Origin of the sequence: Pseudomonas sp. 478 (assembly GCF_003254125.1) — a bacterium.
Lineage (GTDB): Bacteria > Pseudomonadota > Gammaproteobacteria > Pseudomonadales > Pseudomonadaceae > Aquipseudomonas.
Genome location: NZ_QKZG01000006.1, coordinates 258,180 through 281,685 on the forward strand (window position 1 = coordinate 258,180; position 23,506 = coordinate 281,685).

General features: G+C 57.8%; 20 protein-coding genes. 12 read left to right on the top strand and 8 right to left on the bottom strand.

All coding sequences use genetic code 11. The annotated features are described in order from the left end of the window. Positions 1 to 60 precede the first annotated feature (60 nt). The 5 genes from DFS28_RS14965 to DFS28_RS14985 all read left to right on the top strand — a co-directional run bounded on the left by DFS28_RS14965 (position 61) and on the right by DFS28_RS14985 (position 5,622). Positions 61 to 1,656, top strand: coding sequence for an ABC transporter substrate-binding protein (locus tag DFS28_RS14965; protein WP_111450433.1), 1,596 nt, complete (start codon positions 61 to 63; stop codon positions 1,654 to 1,656). 74 nt (positions 1,657 to 1,730) lie between these two features. Continuing rightward, positions 1,731 to 2,741, top strand: a complete 1,011-nt coding sequence (locus DFS28_RS14970) for an ABC transporter permease subunit (protein WP_008148942.1) — start codon at positions 1,731 to 1,733, stop codon at positions 2,739 to 2,741. A 10-nt stretch (positions 2,742 to 2,751) separates the two neighbouring features. Then, the gene (locus tag DFS28_RS14975; protein WP_111450434.1) at positions 2,752 to 3,663 is read left to right on the top strand and encodes an ABC transporter permease subunit; all 912 of its coding nucleotides are present in this window, start codon (positions 2,752 to 2,754) and stop codon (positions 3,661 to 3,663) included. A gap of 10 nt (positions 3,664 to 3,673) precedes the next feature. Then, positions 3,674 to 4,642 carry an ABC transporter ATP-binding protein gene (locus DFS28_RS14980; RefSeq protein WP_111450435.1) on the top strand — a complete coding sequence of 323 codons (969 nt, stop codon included), beginning with the start codon at positions 3,674 to 3,676 and terminating at the stop codon, positions 4,640 to 4,642. Continuing rightward, on the top strand, positions 4,642 to 5,622 hold the full coding sequence (locus DFS28_RS14985; protein ID WP_111450436.1) for a peptide ABC transporter ATP-binding protein: 981 nt from the start codon (positions 4,642 to 4,644) through the stop codon (positions 5,620 to 5,622). The genes DFS28_RS14980 and DFS28_RS14985 overlap by 1 nt, the downstream gene beginning before the upstream one ends. Before the next feature lie 110 nt (positions 5,623 to 5,732). Here the strand turns inward: DFS28_RS14985 and DFS28_RS14990 are convergent, their stop codons facing one another. The 5 genes from DFS28_RS14990 to DFS28_RS15010 form a co-directional block, all read right to left on the bottom strand. Then, on the bottom strand, positions 5,733 to 5,975 hold the full coding sequence (locus tag DFS28_RS14990; protein WP_111450437.1) for a hypothetical protein: 243 nt from the start codon (positions 5,973 to 5,975) through the stop codon (positions 5,733 to 5,735). Between the two features lie 156 nt (positions 5,976 to 6,131). Continuing rightward, positions 6,132 to 7,370, bottom strand: a complete 1,239-nt coding sequence (locus DFS28_RS14995; protein ID WP_111450438.1) for an MFS transporter — start codon at positions 7,368 to 7,370, stop codon at positions 6,132 to 6,134. A gap of 289 nt (positions 7,371 to 7,659) precedes the next feature. Continuing rightward, positions 7,660 to 8,895 carry an MFS transporter gene (locus DFS28_RS15000; RefSeq protein WP_111450439.1) on the bottom strand — a complete coding sequence of 412 codons (1,236 nt, stop codon included), beginning with the start codon at positions 8,893 to 8,895 and terminating at the stop codon, positions 7,660 to 7,662. Next, positions 8,888 to 9,940, bottom strand: a complete 1,053-nt coding sequence (locus DFS28_RS15005) for a hypothetical protein (protein WP_223526464.1) — start codon at positions 9,938 to 9,940, stop codon at positions 8,888 to 8,890. The genes DFS28_RS15000 and DFS28_RS15005 overlap by 8 nt, the downstream gene beginning before the upstream one ends. Then, the gene (locus DFS28_RS15010) at positions 9,937 to 11,322 is read right to left on the bottom strand and encodes a DUF6002 family protein (protein WP_111450440.1); all 1,386 of its coding nucleotides are present in this window, start codon (positions 11,320 to 11,322) and stop codon (positions 9,937 to 9,939) included. Before DFS28_RS15010 ends, DFS28_RS15005 begins: the two co-directional genes overlap by 4 nt. Positions 11,323 to 11,683: 361 nt before the next feature. On the opposite strand from DFS28_RS15010, the gene DFS28_RS15015 reads away from it, so the two are divergent. Further along, positions 11,684 to 12,049, top strand: coding sequence for a DUF4440 domain-containing protein (locus DFS28_RS15015; RefSeq protein ID WP_111450441.1), 366 nt, complete (start codon positions 11,684 to 11,686; stop codon positions 12,047 to 12,049). 189 nt (positions 12,050 to 12,238) lie between these two features. On the opposite strand, the gene DFS28_RS15025 is transcribed toward DFS28_RS15015, so the two are convergent. Further along, entirely contained in the window at positions 12,239 to 13,822 is a 1,584-nt protein-coding gene (locus DFS28_RS15025) for a peptide chain release factor 3 (RefSeq protein WP_056742891.1), read from the bottom strand. 366 nt (positions 13,823 to 14,188) lie between these two features. Here DFS28_RS15025 and DFS28_RS15030 point away from each other — a divergent pair, with 366 nt between their 5' ends. The 5 genes from DFS28_RS15030 to DFS28_RS15050 all read left to right on the top strand — a co-directional run bounded on the left by DFS28_RS15030 (position 14,189) and on the right by DFS28_RS15050 (position 19,255). After that, the gene (locus DFS28_RS15030; protein WP_008148956.1) at positions 14,189 to 14,905 is read left to right on the top strand and encodes an ABC transporter permease; all 717 of its coding nucleotides are present in this window, start codon (positions 14,189 to 14,191) and stop codon (positions 14,903 to 14,905) included. Positions 14,906 to 14,925: 20 nt separating this feature from the next. Next, positions 14,926 to 15,819, top strand: a complete 894-nt coding sequence (locus tag DFS28_RS15035) for a glycine betaine ABC transporter substrate-binding protein (RefSeq protein WP_111450442.1) — start codon at positions 14,926 to 14,928, stop codon at positions 15,817 to 15,819. Positions 15,820 to 15,831: 12 nt separating this feature from the next. Continuing rightward, positions 15,832 to 16,485, top strand: coding sequence for an ABC transporter permease (locus DFS28_RS15040; protein WP_008148960.1), 654 nt, complete (start codon positions 15,832 to 15,834; stop codon positions 16,483 to 16,485). Next, positions 16,482 to 17,639 carry a betaine/proline/choline family ABC transporter ATP-binding protein gene (locus DFS28_RS15045; protein WP_111450443.1) on the top strand — a complete coding sequence of 386 codons (1,158 nt, stop codon included), beginning with the start codon at positions 16,482 to 16,484 and terminating at the stop codon, positions 17,637 to 17,639. The genes DFS28_RS15040 and DFS28_RS15045 overlap by 4 nt, the downstream gene beginning before the upstream one ends. Positions 17,640 to 18,091: 452 nt before the next feature. Next, complete coding sequence (locus tag DFS28_RS15050) at positions 18,092 to 19,255, top strand: type III PLP-dependent enzyme (RefSeq protein ID WP_027924486.1); 1,164 nt, start codon at positions 18,092 to 18,094, stop codon at positions 19,253 to 19,255. 178 nt (positions 19,256 to 19,433) lie between these two features. On the opposite strand, the gene DFS28_RS15055 is transcribed toward DFS28_RS15050, so the two are convergent. Continuing rightward, complete coding sequence (locus DFS28_RS15055; protein ID WP_111450444.1) at positions 19,434 to 20,201, bottom strand: tetratricopeptide repeat protein; 768 nt, start codon at positions 20,199 to 20,201, stop codon at positions 19,434 to 19,436. Then, positions 20,198 to 20,878 (bottom strand): Fe2+-dependent dioxygenase, encoded by a 681-nt coding sequence (locus DFS28_RS15060; protein WP_111450445.1) that lies wholly within the window; start codon positions 20,876 to 20,878, stop codon positions 20,198 to 20,200. The genes DFS28_RS15055 and DFS28_RS15060 overlap by 4 nt, the downstream gene beginning before the upstream one ends. A 196-nt stretch (positions 20,879 to 21,074) precedes the next feature. Between DFS28_RS15060 and DFS28_RS15065 the strand changes: the two genes are divergently transcribed. Continuing rightward, the gene (locus DFS28_RS15065) at positions 21,075 to 23,336 is read left to right on the top strand and encodes a TonB-dependent siderophore receptor (protein WP_111450446.1); all 2,262 of its coding nucleotides are present in this window, start codon (positions 21,075 to 21,077) and stop codon (positions 23,334 to 23,336) included. Positions 23,337 to 23,506: the final 170 nt, after the last annotated feature.

Below are 23,506 nucleotides of genomic sequence, written 5' to 3' on the forward strand. Positions count from 1 at the left end.
ATTCAGTGACGAATCAGCCGTGGGGCATTAATCCTTAAACCGATTGCAGAGGGTTCTTTGATGAAAATGCTTCCCCTACGTGCGGCCATTGCAGCCGCGTTGCTGAGTGTCGCTGTTGGCGTCTCGGCCAAACCCCTGGTGGTCTGCACCGAAGCCAGTCCGGAAGGCTTCGACATGGTCCAGTACACGACTGCAGTCACCGCCGATGCGGTGGCCGAAACCATCTTCAATCGTCTGGCGGACTTCAAGCCCGGCACCACTGAAGTGATTCCGGCACTGGCCGATTCCTGGGACATCAGTGAGGACGGCCTGACCTACACGTTCCACCTGCGCAAAGGCGTCAAGTTCCACACCACCGACTACTTCAAGCCGACCCGCGACATGAACGCCGACGACGTGGTCTGGAGCTTCCAGCGTCAGCTGGACCCGAATCACCCATGGCACAAACTGTCGAGCGTGGGCTTCCCGTACTTTGAAAGCATGGGCTTCAAGGAACTGCTCAAAAGTGTCGAGAAGATCGACGACAACACGGTCACCTTCACCCTGACCCGCCGCGAAGCGCCGTTCCTGGCCGATATCGCCATGGCCTTCTCCTCGATCTACTCCGCCGAATATGCCGACCAGTTGCTCAAGGCCAACAAGACCGGCGACCTGAACAACAAACCTGTCGGCACCGGCCCGTTCGTTTTCCAGCGTTACAACAAGGACGCTCAAGTCCGCTTCAAGGCCAACCCGGATTACTTCCGTGGCAAGCCACCGGCTGATTCGCTGATCCTGGCCATCGCCACCGACAACAACGTGCGCCTGCAAAAACTGAAAGCCAACGAATGCCAGATTGCGCTGTATCCCAAGCCAGATGACATCCCGAGCATCAAGAAAGACGCCAAACTGAGTGTCGATGAACTGAACGCGATGACCGTCTCGTACATCGCCATGAACACCTCGCACAAGTACATGAGCGATGTGCGCGTACGTAAAGCCATCGATATCGCCTTCGACAAAGCCGCCTACGTCAACGCGCTATTCGGCAAAGGCAATGCGACCGTGGCGGTCAACCCGTACCCGGACACCCTGCTGGGCTACAACCACACGCTGAAGAACCCGCCGCGTGATCTGGACAAGGCTCGCGCCTTGCTCAAGGAAGCCGGCGTACCGGAAGGCACTACGTTTACCCTGTTCACCCGTAACGGCGGCGGTCCAACCAACCCGAACCCGATGCTCGGTGCGCAGATGATGCAGGCCGACCTGGCCCAGGTCGGGATCAAGGTCGATATTCGCGTCATGGAGTGGGGCGAAATGCTCAAGCGCGCGAAAAACGGCGAGCACGACATGGTTTCTGCCGGATGGGCGGGCGATAACGGCGACCCGGATAACTTCCTGACGCCTATGCTCAGTTGCGAGGCCGCCAAAAACGGCGAAAACTACGCACGCTGGTGCAATGAGAAGTTCCAGACGCTGATCGATGAAGCCAGGGCTAAAGTGAACCCGGCGGAACGTGCAGCGCTCTATGAGCAAGCCCAAGAGGTTTTCAATCAGGACCAGCCATGGATCAGCATGGCGCACACCCGTATGTTCACCGCAATGCGCAACAACGTAGAGGGCTATCACATTAGCCCGCTCACCACTAATAACTTCGCCACCACCCAGGTGAAGTAGATAAGAAAACTCCCGGCGTCCCTGACCCCAGGGACGCCAGGCACGCCTAACCGGCTGATGAGGTACACCACACGATGTTTAGTTTTATTGCCCGCCGATTGGGGTTATTGATCCCCACGTTCTTCGGCATCACCTTGCTGACTTTCGCGTTGATTCGCATGATTCCAGGCGACCCCGTGGAAGTAATGATGGGCGAACGTCGAGTCGACCCCGAAATGCACGCTCAGGCAATGGAACGCCTAGGTCTGAACAAACCCCTGTATGCCCAATACCTGGATTACGTTGGCAAACTGGCCCACGGCGATCTCGGCGAATCCCTGCGTACCCGTGAAAGTGTCTGGAGCGAATTCACTTCTCTATTCCCCGCGACCCTGGAACTGTCCATGGCCGCCCTGTTGTTCGCCGGCATCCTGGGCCTTCTGGCCGGGGTGATCGCGGCACTCAAGCGAGGATCCCTGTTCGACCACGGGGTGATGGGCGTCTCCCTGGCGGGATACTCGATGCCGATCTTCTGGTGGGGCCTGATCCTGATCATGTTCTTCTCGGTGTCCCTGGGCTGGACCCCGGTGTCCGGGCGGATCGACCTGCTCTACGACATCGAGCCGCGGACCGGTTTCATGCTCATCGACACGCTGCTGGCCGATGACGTCGGTGCGTTCTTCGATGCCCTGCATCACCTGATCCTGCCGGCCATTGTGCTCGGCACCATCCCGCTGGCAGTGATCGCGCGGATGACCCGTTCTTCGATGCTCGAAGTGCTGCGTGAAGACTACATCCGTACCGCCCGCGCCAAAGGCCTGTCGCCCTCGCGCGTGGTGTTCGTCCACGGCCTGCGTAACGCGCTGATTCCGGTGCTGACCGTGGTCGGCCTGCAAGTCGGCACATTGCTGGCCGGTGCGGTCCTGACCGAAACCATCTTCTCCTGGCCCGGCATCGGCAAATGGCTGATCGAAGCCATTGGCGCACGGGACTATCCCGTGGTGCAAAACGGCATCCTGTTAATTGCCTGCCTGGTGATTCTGGTCAACTTCGTGGTGGACATCCTCTACGGCTTTGCCAACCCACGTATCCGTCATCAGCGCTGAGATCAAGACCATGACCACTCTCACTACACCGGTAGCAGTCGATCAAAGCCTGCTGTATCCGTCTCCCTACAAAGAATTCTGGCAAGCGTTCTCCAAGAACAAAGGCGCCGTCGCCGGCCTGCTGTTCATGCTGCTGGTGATTTTCTGCGCCCTGTTCGCCCCTTGGGTGGCACCGCATAACCCGAGCGAGCAATTTCGCGACTTCCTGCTGACCCCGCCGTCCTGGCTGGAAGGTGGGCAGCTCCAGTTCCTGCTCGGCACCGATGAACTGGGTCGCGACCTGCTGTCGCGGCTGATCCACGGTTCGCGCCTGTCCCTGCTGATCGGCTTGTCGTCGGTGGTGATGTCGCTGATTCCGGGCATCCTCTTGGGTCTGTTCGCCGGGTTCTTCCCTCGCTTGCTCGGCCCGACCATCATGCGTCTGATGGACATCATGCTGGCCCTGCCGTCCCTGCTGCTGGCGGTGGCGATTGTCGCCATCCTCGGCCCTGGCCTGATCAACACCATTATTGCCATCGCCGTGGTTTCGTTGCCGTCCTATGTTCGTCTGACCCGCGCCGCGGTGATGGGCGAGCTGAACCGCGACTACGTGACCGCCGCGCGCCTGGCCGGTGCCGGTCTGCCACGCCTGATGTTCGTCACCGTGCTGCCTAACTGCATGGCGCCGCTGATCGTTCAGGCGACCTTGAGTTTCTCCTCGGCGATTCTCGATGCCGCCGCACTGGGCTTCCTCGGCCTTGGCGTTCAACCGCCAACCCCTGAGTGGGGCACCATGCTGGCTTCGGCTCGTGACTACATCGAACGCGCCTGGTGGGTCGTCAGTCTGCCTGGTTTGACCATTTTGCTCAGCGTGCTGGCAATCAACTTGATGGGCGACGGCCTGCGCGATGCGCTGGACCCGAAACTCAAGAACGCCGCCTGAGGAGATTCAAATGTCACTGTTAGAAATCAAGAATCTTAACGTTCGCTTCGGCGACAAGAACGCCGTTCCGGTGGTCGACGGTCTCGACATTACCGTGGACAAGGGCGAAGTTCTGGCCATCGTTGGCGAATCGGGTTCCGGCAAGTCCGTGACCATGATGGCGCTGATGGGCTTGATCGAACATCCGGGGATCGTCACCGCCGACGCCCTGAATTTCGACGGCAAGAACATGCTCAAACTGAGCAACCGTCAGCGTCGGCAGATCGTCGGCAAAGACCTGGCCATGGTCTTCCAGGACCCGATGACCGCGCTGAACCCGAGCTACACCGTCGGTTTCCAGATCGAAGAAGTGCTGCGCCTGCACCTGAAAATGTCCGGCAAGCAAGCCCGCAAACGTGCCATCGAATTGCTGGAAAAAGTTGAAATCCCGGGCGCCGCCAGCCGTATGGATGCTTACCCGCATCAACTGTCCGGTGGTATGAGCCAGCGTGTTGCGATCGCCATGGCGATTGCCGGCGAACCGAAACTGCTGATCGCCGACGAACCGACCACGGCACTGGACGTAACGATTCAGGCGCAGATCATGGACCTGCTGTTGGCCCTGCAGAAAGAGCAGAACATGGGCCTGGTGCTGATCACTCACGACCTCGCGGTCGTGGCCGAAACCGCCCAGCGCGTGTGCGTGATGTACGCCGGCCAAGCGGTCGAAGTGGGTCAGGTGCCTCAGCTGTTCGACATTCCGGCGCACCCGTACAGCGAAGCGCTGCTCAAGGCGATTCCGGAACACAGCCTCGGCGCCACGCGTCTGGCCACGCTGCCGGGCATCGTTCCCGGTCGTTATGACCGTCCGCAGGGTTGTCTGCTGTCGCCGCGTTGCCCGTACGTGCAGGAGACCTGCCGTCAGCAACGTCCAACCCTCGACCCGAAAAGCAACAGCCTCGCCCGCTGCTTCTACCCGTTGAATCAGGAGGTGGCGTAATGGCCGTCGTACTTACCGCCCGCGACCTGACCCGTCACTACGAAGTGTCCCGTGGCCTGTTCAAGGGCCATGCGACCGTTCGCGCCCTGAACGGTGTGTCGTTCGAACTGGAAGCCGGCAAGACCCTCGCTGTCGTCGGCGAATCGGGCTGCGGCAAATCCACCCTGGCCCGTGCCCTGACGCTGATCGAAGAGCCGTCCTCCGGTTCCTTGAAAATCGCCGGGCAGGAAGTCACCGGCGCGAACAAAGCTGAACGCAAGCAATTGCGCAAAGACGTGCAGATGGTGTTCCAGAGCCCTTACGCGTCGTTGAACCCGCGGCAAAAGGTCGGTGACCAGCTCGGCGAGCCGCTGCTGATCAACACCAACCTGAGCGCCGCCGAACGTCGTGAGAAAGTGCAGGCGATGATGAAGCAGGTGGGCTTGCGTCCTGAGCACTACCAGCGTTATCCGCACATGTTCTCCGGCGGTCAGCGCCAGCGGATCGCCCTGGCCCGCGCGATGATGTTGCAGCCTAAAGTGCTGGTAGCGGATGAACCGACCTCGGCGCTGGACGTGTCCATTCAGGCGCAGGTGCTGAACCTGTTCATGGACTTGCAGCAAGAGTTCAACACCGCTTACGTGTTCATCTCCCACAACCTGGCGGTGGTGCAACACGTCGCCGATGACGTGATGGTGATGTACCTCGGTCGCCCGGTAGAAATGGGCCCGAAGAACGACATCTATGAGCGTCCTCTGCACCCGTACACCCAGGCGCTGCTGTCGGCCACCCCGACCATTCACCCCGACCCGAACAAGCCGAAAATCAAGATCGTCGGCGAGTTGCCCAACCCGTTGAACCCGCCATCGGGTTGCGCTTTCCACAAGCGCTGCCCGTACGCGACCGAGCGTTGCAGCACTGAAGAGCCGGCCCTGCGCCTGCTCGACAGCCGCCAGGTGGCTTGCCACTACGCCGAGCAATTCCTCGACGGCGCGGCATAAAAATGTGGGAGTGAGCCTGCTCGCTCCCAGGGATAGATGACCTGTTCACTAACCCCTTCTGCTTCGGCTGCGCATCAGTCGGGCAGGAGGGGTTTTCTTTTGCCTGTCACTTAAGCCCCTTCATCCTCATCGTCCGGTTCGTCAGTGGTCGAGTCGTCATCGTCTGCGCTGCCGCCCTGCCCCTGATCGCCCGCCTCCGATTCGGACTTGGCGAGCATCAATTCACCCTGCCCGACCTGCCCGCTCGAAGCCTGGGTATCGTGATTCTCGCACTCGGCCCAGACCGCCGAACTGCCGAGGGTCAGCATTACCAATACTTTCAACATCAATAAAACGCGTAGCAACCTGTTCATAGCCGATTCCATCCATTTGTAGGTGAAACAGCGATGCCTTCTCTGGCGTTGAATAGAATCTAGTTCCGATTGATTCGGTTCTCCAGATAGGACGCTAACGGATGGACGGAATGCCCTCGGTGGGGAGATTGGTTTTGAATAACGTCTATAACCGGATCAGCTAAGCGAAGCAGGCTCGGCGCGCGCTGTTGGAAGAACCTTTTGCTGTCCTGACAAGCGAGTCGCTTGATAAATCAGCGGTATGGACAGGACCGCCAGAGCCGCACTGGCGAGCCAGACGCTATGCCCACCGAAATGACCATAGAGCTGGCCTCCAAGCGCAGGCGAAAGCAGGGCACTTGCACTCCAGCACATGAAAAAAAGACCAAAGTAATGCCCGCTTTTTCCTCCTTGCGCATGCTGCATGACCAGCACGTTCAGGGGCGGCATGAAAAGAGCTTCGCCCAGCGTCCAAATCACGGTCGACAGGCAGACAAAAAGCACCCCGGACCCCAACGGCAACATCCCGAGCCCGCAGGCCAATAACAGGCTCCCTGCCAGCAGTTGCCGGCGCGTACCCCATTGCTCACTCCAATGAGATAACGGTATTTGCAGCACCACCACCAACACCGCATTGAGTGCAAATTGCCACCCAATGACTTCAGTGCTCAACCGGTAGTACTCGAGTAAATAGTTGCCCAACATGCTGTAGACCGGGTCAAAGGCCAGGCCGAGCACGACGGCAGCCGCCAACAACCACAGGAACGGTTTGTTTCGATACGGTACGCATGAACCTGAAGCAATTTCAGGCACCTCATCCGGTATCAAGACCGGTCGATGAAATGTCGTTCGGACAAACCACAAAAACGCCAACAGCGTCATGGCTGCACTGACAAAAAACACCCAGCGAAAATCAGTCTGCGCCAGCACCCCACCCACCACCCCGGCGACCGCCATACCCAGGTTTCTGGCAACACGACTCAAAGACTGCGCACGAGCACGCTGCGCAACCTGGCAATACTCCATGATCAACCGCTGATGAAGGGTGCGAATCGCACCATCGAGTACACCGCTGAACAGCAGCAACCCAGCCAGCAAAGGCACGTCAGTCACCAGCCCCAACAAGACCAATACCCATGCCGAGACAAAAAACAACGCGGCAGTGAGCCGCGCCGTGGAGAAATGATCACTGAGCAGTCCGCCGACCATTGACCCGATCAGCAAACCAGCCCCGTATCCGGATAACAACCAGCCAACGGTTTCAATCGCAAGCCCCAGTTCCTGGCGCAAGTACAACGCCATGAACAGCTTGACCATGGTGCTCAAGCGATTGATGAACAACAACGCCGCCAGCACCCAGGCCATTACGCAGAAATAGCCGTCCAGCCGCAGCAGGTGAGTGAGCCTACCGGTCATTCCATTGATCCCTTGTGCTCCTGCTCGTGGAAAGTGCTGCTTGTGAAGTGTGCCCTGTACGTTAGACGTCAGCGATTTGGTTGTCGCGGGTAAAAGTACCGAGAACAGAAAAACAGAGACAAGCTACGAAATCAGGAAAAAAGACCTACAGAAAAACCTTACTCGACAATCTGGCGCTGAATAAAATCCAGTTCCGATTGATTCGGTTCTCCAGATAGGACGCTAACGAATGGACGGAATGCTCCTTGGCGGGGAGATGGGTTGTGAACAATGCCTATAACCAGATCAGCTAAGTGAAGCAGGCTCGCCGCGCGCGGAGGGAAGAACCCTTCGAGGCCCCGATAAAACGAGTCGCCTGATAAATCAACGGTATGGCCAGCAACGCCAGAGCCGCGCTAGCGATCCAGACACTATGCCCGCCAAAATAACCATAGAGCTGGCCTCCAAGCGTCGGCGAAAGCAGCACGCTCGTGCTCCAGCACATGGCAAAAAGACCAAAGTACTGCCCGCTCTTTCCCGCCTGTGCACGCTGCATGACCAGGACATTGAGGGTCGGCATGAAAAGAATTTCGCCAAGCGTCCAAATCACCGTCGACAGGCAGACAAACAACACTCCGGTCCCCAGAGGCAGCATTCCAAGTCCGCAAGCCAACAAAAGACTGCCAGCCAGCAGTTGCCGTCGAGCCCCCCATCGCTCCCCCCAGTGAGAAAACGGAATTTGCAGCGTCACCACGAGCATCGCATTGAGTGCGAATTGCCACCCGATGAACTCAGTACCCAACCGATAGTAATCAAGTAGATAGTTACCCAACATGCTGTAGACCGGTTCAAAGGCCAGGCCCAGTAGCACGGAAGCCGCCAACAACCAAAGGAAAGGCTTGTCCCGATACGGTGTGCATAATCCCGAAGCTGTATCCGTGTCCTCCTCCATCAAAAAAGCTTCGCGATGAAATGTCGACCGTACAAACCAGACCAAGGCCAGCACCGTCATCGCCGCACTGACAAAAAACACCCAGCGAAAATCAGTCTGCGCCAGGACACCACCCGCCACCCCGGCTACCGCCATCCCCAGGTTGCTCGCGACGCGGCTCAACGACTGCGCGCGAACGCGTTGCTTAACTTCGCAATGCTCCATAAGCAAACGCTGATGAAGCGTACGAATCGCACCGTCGAGAGCACCACTGAGCAGCAGCAACCCGCCCAGCAAAGTCACATCAGTGACCAGCCCCAACAAGACCAGTATCCATGCAGAAACAAAAAACAACGCGGCCGTAAGCCGCGCCGTGGAGAAATGATCACTGAGCAGTCCGCCGACCATTGACCCTATCAGCAAGCCGGCCCCGTAACCGGATAACAACCAGCCAACCGTCTCAATCGAAAACCCCAGTTCCTGACGCAGGTACAGCGCCATGAACAGTTTGACCATGGCACTCAAGCGATTGATAAAGATCAACGTGGCAAGGACCCAGGCCATTGAACAGAAGTATCCAACCAGCCGAGTCATGTGGGTGAACCGACTAATCATGCCATTGGTCCAGATTAAGACTCACATGGCTGTGAATGCCTTTTGAAACGAAAGAAATGTCCGAGCGAATCTTATGATTTGCATCGTAAAAATACTGCGCTTGGAGCCGACCCTCAGCATCCAGACCAATCAGGGGGTTGTTGATCAGGAATTGTCGGGTTGAAGCACAAAGCGTTGGCGTTCGAATCAATATCCGCCAGTGGCCAAACGCGTTATCCGGAACAAAGGCCTGAGCCCCAAAGCGTTTTTTGTACTGGAATGTTCCCTTACTCAAAAATGGCTCACAGCCCTGAAAGTCGACAGAATCAATGAAGGGTTGATTGGATGCCCATTCCAGAATCGCGTGATAAACAAAGTTCTGCGCTCCATTTTCCCGGCAAACCGCGGCACCACCCTTTACCCCGATCAATCGTGCATTCAAGGTACGCACCGATTTATCAATCTGGGAAACACTGCCCGCGACCCACTCATCATTCAAATGAACCCGAAACAATACCCCTCGTTTGAACAAATCCAGATAAGCCGCATCCTCCGGCACACTCCGAGCAAATGAACCGTAGCGAGCACTCATTGTCGGGACATGCATGGAGCGGTAGAAGGCGAAAAAATCTTCATCTTCAAGCGATACGTCAAAATCAAACCCTTGCCTGACAGCCTGAATACGACGTTTGCTTTCTCGATGGGAGATCTGACTCAGAACATGCTCCCAACCAGCAGAAACGTCGACTTTCTGGTGAATCCGGCTTACGCCCACAATATCGCCCTGCTGCTGGCATAGATGAACAACCTCTTCGGGAGCCATCAACACGCACATAGTGGTTCGGTTCCTCTTTATGAATATCTCAAGTTGATTCCACTCCAGAGTCCCTTCCCGCTCTACAGAGGAAAACTCGAAAAAACATTGATCCACGAAAGGAGCGATGTAGAGCAGCCCTTCTGCTACTCCGACATAAACAAGACTTGCAGGTCTTCCAGCTCTGGAATGTCCCCTGTAAACACGGAAGTGGCAGAGCGCTTCGCCAGGCATGGAAGGTCTCGCACTCATGACTTAGAGCACCTGCTGAGGATCTCCATCATCTCTTCAGCGCTGCTGATGAATGACAATCCCTCGGCTGGAATCGCTTTGTAGTCCTCCCGACAGTAGGAGCCCGAAGCATGAATGGTGCAACCGTCCATACCCTCTAGTAACTGTCGATCAATCGCATTCATGCAACCTGTCATCGCCATAACCAATGACCACTCTTTCAGGTCCCGTGGATCGGCTGGCAATCTGACTGGCGTATCGGCGAGCAACTGAACGCATTCGCTGTAACGCTGCATGCACTCATAAAGCGAAACGATTATTCCTGAGCCGCCATTGGCCCTGACGTGCCCAGTCATTTCTTCTGCAGTAGGCGGCAAGTGAGTATAAAAAGTGGGCTCTAGAACCTCATCGAGACTCCAGGTCGCAGCAGGAAAATGCGCAGACACTGTCTGCACCCACAACCCGTTTGGAGCTTGGGTATAGCTGGGTGCAGAAGCACCCTCGAAGTTGCCGTCAAGTAAGTGCAGCACCATATCGCTGGTAGCTAGATGTTGAACCAGTAAAAACGAAGGTATGGAAATTGGGGTCCTTTGACGTTTCAATACCTCCACACCTGAGCAATATCCCAAAAGACCGTATGCACTAGACACCGCATGCACATGTACGGTCCTGCGATCGGTGTCCCAGGCGTCGCCATATTCAAAGTCAAAAAACGCCCGGACCTGGTCAGAAAACCGGTAATTCTCAAGCCGCAGGGAATGCCACAACTTCGAATCACCTAATGGACGGCGATTGAAAAGAGCCTTGAACTGCTGTCCGACAACCTTCACCGCTTCCGGCGACTCGGTATCAAGCACAAATACAGGGTTGAGTGCACGCAACCGAGGGTCGTCATAAAGTTCGGTTCTACGCAATTTCCCGGTCGTCTGGGCAGGCGTCAGCGTGACAATCCGCAATTGCTCGGGATGTGCCAACTTGGTCTTCAATGCACGCAGAACTGCATCACGCAGTGCAATCGCCTTGTTACCGGAGGATGGCGAAAACAACAGGATGCTTTCACCGGTTTCCTGAATATGCCGGATGGCACGTGCAACGATTAGTGTCGAGGCAAAGGTCTTTGTTGTTTGAGTATTTGGGTTCTGCCTCAGGTCGAACAAACGCAACGGCACATCCCGGTAGCGGCCCATTTCAAAAAACTGCGCGGTGGCGACCGACAGGAAGGCCTGCATACGAGGATCCAGTTCAGGCAACCTCATTGAGGGTTCGAAAGCATCGTCGCTGCTGCTGACTTCGAAGCCGGGAGCACTGGCGACGATCAGATCGTAGTAGCGCTCGATAACCGAAATGGGATCCTCAGGTCTCCGGGTTGCCAGTGCATCTGTACCGTTTTTCATCACATCCATTTGTCCAGCGCTCCTGTTCGTGGATATTCGCTACTTGCGAATGTCTTTCGAACGCTAGACGTCAAGAACTCCCTTGTCTCTGGTCAAAACCTTGATAGCTGAAAAGCAGACCCAAGCTACAAACCTCAGAAAAAACGCTTACAGAAACTTCCCACACGCATCACCTCGGGCCGGACCAGAGATAAAAACAGGCCCTCCGTGAGTTTCGGGTGACATCTCTTCGCTGAGTGATGTTTACGCACCGCAAGGAATTTCACGCCCAGCCAACATCCGTCATCAGTGCCAGATTAATCTGGGGTTCGAGCTCATATTGTGTGCTGCGTTAAGGTAATGCCGAATAACTCAGACAAAGGCCACTGCCATGGATCTGTCTCAAAAACTGCTGCATCTGGAACAACGCTTACTGTCACGGGCAACCCGGCGCGACGCAGAAGAAATCTCCTGCCTTATCGCCGACGACTTTGTCGAGTTCGGCGCCAGCGGTGGCGTCTGGAACAAGGTCGAGCTGGTCGAACAGTTGCCTTTTCAGCCTTTCTCTCTGCGCACCATCAGTGACTTCACAGCCAAACAGCTCTCAGAAAATGCGGCCCTGGTGACTTATCAATGTCACACCGTCGCCATCGACCAGCGCTCCCCCGCCAACAGCTTGCGCAGTTCGATCTGGCGCAAGCAGGGCGAGCAATGGCAGATGGTGTTCCACCAGGGCACATTTCTCCCACTGCGGTGAGGCCAGCACAATCCCTGTGGGAGCGGGCTTGCTCGCGAAGAGGCCATCAGCTTCAACATCCATGTTGATTGGCCTATCGCTTTCGCGAGCAAGCCCGCTCCCACAGGGATTCGCTTAACTGGATGAAATCGGGGGCAATAAAAAACCCCGCAGCTTTCGCAACGGGGTTTTGGATATCGCCATCAGCGCTTAGTGATGCTCACGCGTCGCACGGAATTTCACGTCCGGCCAGCGCTCTTCCATCAGCGCCAGGTTGACCCGCGTCGGGGCCAGGTAAGTCAGGTGACCGCCGCCGTCGATGGCGAGGTTTTCCACAGCCTTGACGCTGAACTCTTCGAGCTTTTTCTTATCGCTGCAATCGATCCAGCGCGCGGAATACACAGTAATCGGCTCGTAGGAGCACTCGACTTTGTATTCCTCCTTCAAACGGCTGGCGACCACATCGAACTGCAGCACACCGACGGCGCCGAGGATGATGTCGTTGCTGCGTGTCGGGAAGAACACCTGAGTGGCGCCCTCTTCTGCCAATTGCTGCAGGCCCTGACGCAGTTGCTTGGATTTCAGCGGGTCACGCAGGCGCACGCGACGGAACAGTTCCGGGGCGAAGTGCGGGATACCGGTGAAGCCCAGGACTTCGCCTTCGGTGAAGGTGTCGCCGATCTGGATCGTGCCGTGGTTGTGCAAACCGATGATGTCGCCGGCGAAGGCTTCTTCCAGTTGCTCACGCTCGGAGGAGAAGAAGGTCAGCGCATCGCCGATCCGCACGTCCTTGCCGGTGCGCACGTGGCGCATCTTCATGCCTTTTTCGTACTTGCCGGAGCAGATACGCATGAAGGCGATACGGTCGCGGTGTTTGGGGTCCATGTTCGCCTGGATCTTGAACACGAAGCCGGCGAATTTCTCTTCAACCGGTTCCACGGTGCGCTCGTTGGCGACACGGGCCAGCGGTTTCGGCGCCCAGTTGACCACGGCGTCAAGCACGTGATCGACACCGAAGTTGCCCAATGCGGTCCCGAAAAACACCGGAGTCAGTTGGCCGTCGAGGAATTCCTGTTGATTGAATTCGTGACAGGCGCCCTGCACAAGTTCCAGCTGATCGACGAAGCGATCGTATTCGTCGCCCAAGTGCGCGCGGGCTTCATCGGAGTCGAGCTTCTCGATGATTTTCACATCGGTGCGCTCGTGGCCGTGGCCCGCGGTGTAGACGATGATGTAGTCGTCGGCGAGGTGATAGACGCCCTTGAAGTCGCGGTAGCAGCCGATCGGCCAGGTGATCGGCGCCGCCTTGATCTTCAGGACCGCTTCGATTTCGTCGAGCAGTTCGATCGGATCGCGGATGTCACGGTCGAGTTTGTTGATGAAGCTGACAATCGGCGTGTCACGCAGACGGCAGACGTCCATCAGCGCGATGGTGCGTGGCTCAACGCCCTTACCGCCATCGAGGACCATCAAGGCCGAGTCCACTGCCGTCAGGGTGCGGTAGGTGTCTTCGGAGAAGTCTTCGTGGCCCGGGGTGTCGAGCAGGTTGATCATGTGGTCGCGATACGGGAACTGCATGACCGACGTGGTAATGGAAATACCCCGTTGTTTTTCCATTTCCATCCAGTCGGAGGTGGCATGGCGGTCAGATTTGCGAGATTTCACCGTGCCAGCAATCGCAATCGCCTTGCCCATCAGCAAGAGCTTCTCGGTGATGGTGGTTTTACCGGCATCGGGGTGGGAAATAATGGCGAAAGTGCGGCGTTTCGCGACTTCGGCGGCCTGTTTGGTCATGGGAAATCGCCTGGCAGGTGATTCAAAAAAGGGCGGCGAGTATAGCGCAAACCGACCTCTACGGACCACCGTTCGCCCTGTCGCCAATGGCGAAGGATGGGCCAGAAGGGAGATCATGGGTGGCTAATTGCTGCTAAATATGGAACCTTTTAAAAGGTGCAGACGTCCACTCCCCTGTTACGGCACTCGTACCAGGGGCTGAAAAATCAGCAAGTTGGCCTGACGAGGCTGCGCTTATGCGCTCGATCTCATGCGGTTTTATCAGCATGAAGAGCTGCTTCTCGCGAACGTTGATCATCCCGGCAGCCAGGAATGGCCTTGCCACTCGGGACTGCGTTCGCCGACAAAGAAAAAAGGAGTCCGCCTGTGGCTATTCGCTATGGCAAGGGGCTGATAGGAGGTGCGGTTGTCGTCGCCCTCCTGGCCCTGCTGGTCCACTGGATTGGCATCAACACGATCGAACATTACCGCGACGATTTGTTGTTTTACCTGCAAGCCCATTTGATTCTTGTCCTCGCTTCCATGCTGGCCGCCCTTGTTGTGGGCATACCCGCCGGTATCTTTCTCAGCCGCCCGACCATGGTGGGCCGCGCTGAACGCTTCATGCAGATCTTCAACATCGGCAACACCGTGCCGCCTCTTGCCGTACTGGCCATCGCCCTGGGTATCCTCGGCATCGGCAGCGGCCCCGCGATTTTCGCCCTGTTCCTCGCCTCGCTGTTGCCGATCGTGCGCAACACCTATGAAGGCCTGAAAAACGTCCAGGGTTCGCTCAAGGAAGCGGCCGTCGGCATCGGCATGACACCGACTCAGGTGTTGTGGCGGGTCGAACTGCCGAACGCCGTGCCGATCATCATCGGTGGCGTGCGCGTGGCGCTGGCGATCAACGTCGGTACCGCACCGCTGGCGTTCCTGATTGGCGCCAACAGTCTGGGCAGCCTGATTTTCCCTGGCATCGCCTTGAACAATCAGCCGCAACTGCTGCTCGGCGCGGCCTGCACCGCCCTGCTGGCCTTGCTGCTCGACGGCCTGGTGACACTCGCCAGCCGCCTCTGGCTCGAACGCGGCTTGCGCCCGTCTTAAGCCTCGGCAAAGGAATCTTTATGAAGACATTTAGCTTTTTACTAGGCTGCGCCCTGCTGTTCGCAGGATTTGCCCAAGCCGCTGAAAAACCGGTGATCCGCATCGGCGCCCGGGTGTTCACTGAACAAACCCTGCTGGCGGAAATCACCTCCCAGTACCTGCGCACCAAGGGTTACGACACTCAAGTCACCGGCGGTCTGGGCAGTAACCTGGCCCGCAGCGCCCACGAAAGTGGTCAGCTTGACCTGATGTGGGAATACACCGGCGTGTCGCTGGTGGCTTACAACCACATCACTGACAAGCTCGACAGCGCTCAGTCCTACGCCAAGGTGAAAGAACTCGACGCGAAAAAAGGCCTGATCTGGCTTACCCCGTCGAAATTCAGCAACACCTACGCCCTGGCCCTGCCAGAAAACACCGCCAAGGCTTACCCGCAGATCAACACCATCAGCGAGCTGAACACGGTGATGCAGGCTGAGGCGAAGACCAATCACCTCGTCGCCCTGGACACCGAGTTCGCCAACCGCTCCGACGGTCTGGACGGCATGGTCGACCTCTACGGCATGAACCTGACCCGCAAAAACATCCGGCAGATGGATGCTGGTTTGGTCTACACCGCCCTGCGCAATGGTCAGGTGTTCGCCGGTCTGGTCTACACCACGGACGGTCGTTTGAACGCCTTCAAGCTGAAACTGCTGGAAGACGACAAACACTACTTCCCGGACTACACCGCTGCGCCGGTGGTGCGTCAGGTCTACCTCGACGCCCATCCGAAACTCGCGGAAGAGCTCAAGCCGCTGGCCGAACTGTTCGACGACGCCACCATGCGTCAGCTCAATGCGCGGGTCGATGTCGATCACGAAAGTCCTTCATCCGTTGCTGCAGATTTCCTGCGCCAACATCCAATCAAATAAGGAGGAAAAGACATGGAATTTCTGAACGCCTTTTCCCATCTCGACTGGCCGTTGGTCCTGCAATTGACCGGGCAGCACATCACCTTGGTCGGCATTGCCGTGACCCTGGCGATTCTGGTCGGCGTGCCGCTGGGCATCCTGATGACGCGCTTCCCGACCCTCGCCGGCCCGTTGCAAGCCAGCGCCACGGTGCTGCTGACCGTTCCGTCGATTGCCCTGTTCGGCCTGCTGCTGCCGTTCTACTCCAAATTCGGCCAGGGCCTGGGCCCGATGCCGGCGATCACCGCGGTGTTTCTTTATTCGCTGCTGCCGATCATGCGTAACACCTACCTCGCCCTGACCGGCGTCGACCCCGGCATTCGCGAAGCCGCCCGCGGCATCGGCATGACCTTCGGCCAACGCCTGCGCATGGTCGAACTGCCGATCGCCGTGCCAGTGATCCTCGCCGGTGTGCGCACCGCCGTGGTCATGAACATTGGTGTGATGACCATCGCCGCCACCATCGGCGCCGGTGGCCTGGGTGTACTTATTCTCGCTTCAATCAGCCGCAGCGACATGTCGATGCTGATCGTCGGCGCCGTGCTGGTCAGTCTCCTGGCCATCTTCGCCGACCTGCTTCTGCAATGGCTGCAACGCACGCTGACTCCAAAAGGACTCCTCAAATGATCGAACTTCAAAACCTCAGCAAGACCTTCCAAAGCAACGGCAAAGATGTGAAAGCCGTGGACTCGGTAAGCCTGACCGTCAATGAAGGCGAGATCTGTGTGTTCCTCGGGCCATCGGGCTGTGGCAAAAGCACCACGCTGAAGATGATCAACCGCCTGATCAAGCCGACCTCCGGCAAGATCCTGATCAACGGCGAAGACACCACCGACCTCGACGCCGTGACCCTGCGCCGCAACATCGGTTATGTGATCCAGCAGATCGGTCTGTTCCCGAACATGACCATCGAGGAAAACATCACCATCGTTCCGCGCCTGCTGGGCTGGGACAAACAGAAATGCCACGACCGCGCCCGCGAGTTGATGAGCATGATCAAGCTGGAACCCAAGCAGTACCTGAACCGCTACCCGCGTGAATTGTCCGGTGGCCAGCAGCAGCGGATCGGCGTGATCCGTGCGCTGGCGGCGGATGCGCCGCTGTTGTTGATGGACGAACCGTTCGGCGCGGTCGACCCGATCAACCGCGAGATGATCCAGAACGAGTTCTTCGAGATGCAGCGTGCGCTGAACAAGACCGTGATCATGGTCAGCCATGACATCGACGAAGCGATCAAGCTGGGCGACAAGATCGCGATCTTCCGCGCCGGCAAGCTGTTGCAGATCGATCACCCGGACACGCTGCTGGCGCACCCGGCGGACGACTTTGTCAGCAACTTCGTCGGCCAGGACAGTACGCTCAAGCGTCTGTTGCTGGTGAAAGCCGAAGACGCGGCGGACAACGCGCCGTCGGTGAGCCCGGAAACGCCGGTGGCTGAAGCCCTGGAGTTGATGGACGAACTGGACCGTCGCTATGTGGTGGTCACTTGCGCCGACAATAAAGCACTGGGCTACGTACGACGTCGCGACCTGCACCGTCAGACGGGTACTTGCGCGCAGTATTTGCGCGAGTTCAACGCCACCGCCGTCTATGACGAACATTTGCGCATCCTGCTGTCGCGCATGTACGAGTTCAACCGCTCGTGGTTGCCGGTAATGGATGCGGAGCGGGTGTTCCTGGGTGAAGTGACCCAGGAATCGATTGCCGAGTACTTGAGCTCCGGCAAGTCCCGTGGGGGCAAGACCAGCATTGTTTCGCCGGCTGAGACTGCTGCTGCCTGATCTGACGCCTTCGCGAGCAAGCCCGCTCCCACATTGGATCTGTGCAACAACACAAATCCTCTGTGGGAGCGGGCTTGCTCGCGAAGGGCAGCACTACAAACCCCTCTGATACACCTCAAATATCCCTATAAAGGGAACATCACACTGTCATGCAGGTCGGTTACATCAGTAGCTGTCCGGGACCGCACGACGGATGCGTGTAAAAACGCGACATTTTTTGTTGATCTCAAGCCCCTCACGCCCTAAAGTTCGCGCCGAACGTCCATGCTGGAAACGATCCATCCGGCTCAAGTACTGACGACGAGACAGCAAGGCCAAGGGAAAGCACCGCTTCCCATGGCCTTTTTGCTTTCGGCGACATGCCTTGGGAAGTAGGCGAACCAAAGTGGGGATACGGAGGACGTTCATTTGCACCCATTGTTAATTTCAGTTTGCCAGTAGGAGTTCCCAGCATGTCGATCAACGTCGAAGACTATTTCGCGCGCGATACCTTCAACAAAATGAAGGCCTTCGCCGACAAACAAGAAACCCCGTTCGTGGTGATCGACACCGCGATGATCAGCCAGGCCTATGACGACCTGCGCGCCGGTTTCGAATTCGCCAAGGTCTACTACGCAGTCAAGGCCAACCCGGCCGTCGAAATCATCGACCTGCTCAAAGAGAAAGGCTCGAACTTCGATATCGCTTCGATCTACGAGCTCGACAAAGTGATGAACCAGGGCGTCGGCCCGGATCGCATCAGCTACGGCAACACCATCAAGAAATCCAAAGACATTCGCTACTTCTACGAGAAGGGCGTGCGTCTGTATGCCACCGACTCCGAAGCCGATCTGCGCAACATCGCCAAGGCGGCACCGGGTTCGAAAGTCTACGTGCGCATCCTCACCGAAGGCTCGACCACTGCTGACTGGCCTCTGTCGCGCAAATTCGGCTGCCAGACCGACATGGCCATGGACCTGCTGATCCTCGCTCGCGACCTGGGCCTGGTGCCGTACGGCATCTCGTTCCACGTCGGCTCGCAACAGCGCGACATCAGCGTCTGGGACGCGGCGATCGCCAAGGTCAAAGTGATCTTCGAACGCCTGAAAGAAGAAGACGGCATTCACCTGAAGCTGATCAACATGGGCGGCGGCTTCCCGGCCAACTACATCACCCGCACCAACAGCCTGGAAACCTACGCTGAAGAAATCATCCGTTTCCTCAAGGAAGACTTCGGCGACGACCTGCCGGAAATCATCCTGGAACCGGGCCGTTCGTTGATCGCCAACGCCGGCATCCTGGTCAGCGAAGTAGTGCTGGTCGCCCGTAAATCCCGTACCGCGGTAGAGCGATGGGTGTACACGGATGTGGGCAAGTTCTCCGGCCTGATCGAAACCATGGACGAAGCCATCAAGTTCCCGATCTGGACCGAGAAGAAAGGCGAAATGGAAGAAGTGGTCATCGCCGGCCCGACCTGCGACAGCGCCGACATCATGTACGAGAACTACAAGTACGGCTTGCCGCTGAACCTGGCGATTGGTGATCGTTTGTACTGGTTGTCGACCGGTGCTTACACCACCAGCTACAGCGCCGTTGAGTTCAATGGCTTCCCGCCGCTGAAGTCGTTTTACGTGTAAGCGCTACACGCGAAACGCAAAAAGCCCATGACGTGTCATGGGCTTTTTTGTGTCTGAAATCCATCTCCAAAAAAAAACCCGCCCCCCCTGTAGGAGCTGTCGAGTGCAACGAGGCTGTGATCTTTTGATTGTTAAGGGCAAGATCAAAAGATCGCAGCCTCGTTGCACTCGACAGCTCCTACAGGGGTTTCAGATCGTGCTTCAGTTCGGCGCAGCGATGGGCATAATCCACCGCCAACGCTCGAATTTTCGGATCCGTCGCGCTCGCCAACGCCTTACTGGCAACCCGCAGGAAATTCAGATTTCCTCCGTCCAGCGCCTTGCGTAACCAGACCAACGCCTCGTCGATATTGCCTTCATCCGCCAGCACGGCGGCATAGCTGAACTGCCCGCGAAAATCCCCGCCGACCGCCGAGCGTCGATACCAGTCACGCGCAGCTTGCGGATCTGCGGGACACACCCGCCCATCTTCCAGATAACGCCCCAGCAGGTTCATCGACTTTGCATGTCCCAGCTCAGCCGCGCGGCGATACAAATTCAGTGCTTGCAGTTGATCCTCGATCAGCCCGCGCCCGGTGGCCAGCAGATTGGCATAGTTGTACATCGCCCAATCCAGTCCGGCTTCGGCGGCCTGGCGATAATGTCTCGCAGCAACCGAAGCATCGGCCACGCAACCCCAACCATGCTCATGACAACGCCCGAGCATGTTGCGCGCCATCAGGTGCCCGCGCCGAGCGGCGATCTCGAACCAGCGCAAGGCCAGCGGCTGATCCTGCTCGATGCCCTGTCCATCCAGCAGAATTTGCCCGAGCAAGGCTTGAGCATCGAGTACACCTTCGCGGGCGGCGATCAGAATCGCCTGTGCCGCGCGCGCCGGGCTTTCCTCGAGCATGGCTTTGAGACGATCACCGTCGAGGACTTCCTCACGGCGCAGTTGATAACTCATACCTCGACCCAGCGACGCAACAGGTTGTGATAAGTGCCGGTGAGGCGAATCAGCGAAGGATGGTCGGGCATGTCCTGGGTCAGCTGCTGGATCGCCCCGTCCATCTCGAACAGCAAGGCGCGCTGGCTGTCTTCGCGGACCAGGCTTTGGGTCCAGAAGAACGAAGCGTAGCGAGTGCCGCGCGTCACGGCGTTGACCTTGTGCAGGCTGGTGCCGGGGTACAGAACCATGTCGCCGGCGGGCAACTTCACCCGTTGGGTGCCGAAGGTGTCCTGGATTTCCAGCTCGCCACCGTCGTAGTCGGCCGGTTCGCTGAAGAACAGAGTGGCCGACAAATCGGTGCGCACCCGCTCGATGCTGCCCTTGGGCTGGCGCACGGCGTTGTCGATGTGAAAGTCGAAACTGCCGCCGGCCGTGTAACAGTTCAGCAACGGAGGGAAGACTTTGTGCGGCAACGCAGCTGACATGAACAGCGGATTTTTCCACAGCCGTTCCAGCATCGCCGCGCCGACTTCCTTGGCCAGCGGGTGACCTTCAGGCAGTTGCAAATTGTGCTTGGCCTTAGCCGACTGGTAGCCGGCGGTGATCTTGCCGTCGGCCCAATCTGCCTGCTCCAGAGCCTCGCGGATGCGCTGCACTTCTTCTTTCGCGAACACGCCGGGAATGTGCAGCAGCATGGGATGACACCTGAAGGCAAAGGGGCGCCAATGGTATTGATTCTTATTGCCCATGTAAAACCCCCAAGACAAACGAGACAGCAGGGCAAATTGTAAAGAATGTAAATTTGTCGCGAATAGTAACGTTTCGCAATTGATACAAATACCTGTTTACCCTATATTCCGCGACCTCAAATCCTTGGGGAGGGGAATTCTCATGTCACGCCAACAACCACAATTACCGGTCAGTTCACCGCGCTTGCTCGCGTCTGCAATTGGCGTGGCGATCACTGCCAGCTCTGCGGGCCACATGGCTTTCGCGGCTGAAAAGATCGACGAAAAAGCACCGAGCAACGTGATTTCCCTGGGCGCTACCGCTATCAACGGCGAAGCCCAGGATGAGACTTCCTACAAGACTGATACCTCGGCCAACAAGAAATACACCGCGCCGCTGCGCGAAACGCCGAAAAGCGTCACCGTGATTCCACAACAAGTGATTCGCGACACGGGCGCCACCAGCCTGGTCGACGCGCTGCGCACCACACCGGGCATCACGTTCGGTGCCGGCGAGGGCGGCAACCCGGCCGGCGATCGTCCGATCATTCGAGGTTTCAACGCCGAAAGCGACGTGTTTATCGACGGCATGCGCGACCCGGCCTCCCAGAGCCGCGAGATCTTCGACATAGAATCGATCGAAGTCAGCAAGGGCCCGGGGTCAGCCTTCACCGGCGCCGGTTCCACCGGTGGCAGCCTGAACCTGGTGAGCAAGACCGCCAAACTGGGCAATTCCTACAACGGCGGTTTCACCTGGGGCTCGGACCAGACCAAGCGCACCACCCTCGACCTGAACCAGCAGATGACCGATACCTCGGCCTTTCGTCTGAACCTGATGAAGCACGAAGCCAACGTCGCCGGCCGTGATGCCGTGGATGTCAGCCGTTGGGGCGTGGCACCTTCCTTCGCGTTCGGCCTGGGTACCGACACCCGCCTGACCGTCGGCTACTACCACGTCGAAACCGACGACATGCCCGACTACGGCCTCCCGCTGACCTTGAGCCCCAACCGCAGCAAGTACAACGTCGATAAGCCTGTGCATGTCGATCGTGACAACTTCTACGGCCTCACCCGTCGCGACTATCGCCAGACCAGCAACGACAGCGGCACCATCAAGATCGAACACGATCTGAATGATGACCTGACCGTGTCGAACAGCTTCCGCATGTCCCGTTCGACACTCGATTACATCGTCACCAACCCGGACGACAGCAAGGGCAACGCGGCGCTTGGCAGCGTGTATCGCGGCGCGAAAAGCCGTAACTCGACGTCCAGCGGCTGGATCAACCAGACCGACCTGAGCGCCAGATTCAACACCGGCGCCATCGAGCACAGCCTGGTTACCGGCCTTGAGTTTTCCTATCAAGATACCCACAACCGCCCGTACATCCTGACCTCGACCGCTAGCGGCACCCGCTGCAACCGCGCCCTGTTCAACTCTGGCGACTGCACCAGCCTGCAGAACCCGACGCCTGGGGATCACTGGAACGGCTCGATCACCGACAGCGCCGCGTTCACCGACACCGACACCAAAACCGCTGCGGCCTACGTGTTCGACACACTGAAGTTCAACGAGCAATGGTCCCTGAACCTGGGCCTGCGTTACGACAACTACCAGGTCAAATCCAGCGGCCACGCCAACGCCAGCAGCACCGCGCCAGCGAACGACTTCTCCCGTGAGAACACCAGCGACCTGGTCAACTACCAGATCGGCGTGGTCTACAACCCGTTGCCTAACGGCAGCATCTACGCGGCCTACTCCACCTCCAGCAACCCGTCCGGTGAAACCAGCGGCAACGGTGGTCTGGAACTGGCGGCGAACAACAGTGATCTGGACCCGGAAAAGAACCGCAACTACGAGATCGGTACCAAATGGGATTTCTTCGGTGACGACCTGTCGCTGACCGCCGCACTGTTCCGCACCGAAAAAACCAACGCGCGCATGAACGATCCGGATGGCGCCACCACGCAAGTGCTGGACGGCGAGCAGCGGGTCAATGGTCTGGAACTGAGCTACAGCGGCAAGCTGACCCGTAACTGGAGAGTCTTCGGCGGCTACACCTACATGGAAAGCGAAGTGGTCAAAACCACCCTCGCCGCCGATGAAGGCAATCACATGCCAAGTACCCCACGGAATAACTTCACGTTCTGGTCGACCTACGACCTGGTGCCGGACAAGTTGACCGTCGGCGCCGGTGCCACGTTCGTCGACTCGCAGTTCGGCAACATCGCCAACTCGGTGGAGATCCCGTCCTACTGGCGCTACGACGCAATGGCCAGCTACGCCCTGACCAAGAACGTCGACCTGCAACTCAACGTGCAGAACCTGACCGACAAGCGTTACTTCGACCAGGTGTTCCAGACGCACTACGCCCACGTGGCGGCGGGTCGCACTGCCCTGTTGAGCGCCAACTTCCACTTCTGATCCTGTGGGAGCGAGCCTGCTCGCGATGACGCCGGCACATTCAACATTGATGTTGGCTGACACACCGTCATCGCGAGCAAGCTGTGCTCCTACAGTTGAGAATGGAAACTGAAATCAGCGACAGGCCCCGTTCATCTCTATGAACGGGGCTTTTGTGCGTAATAAAGAAT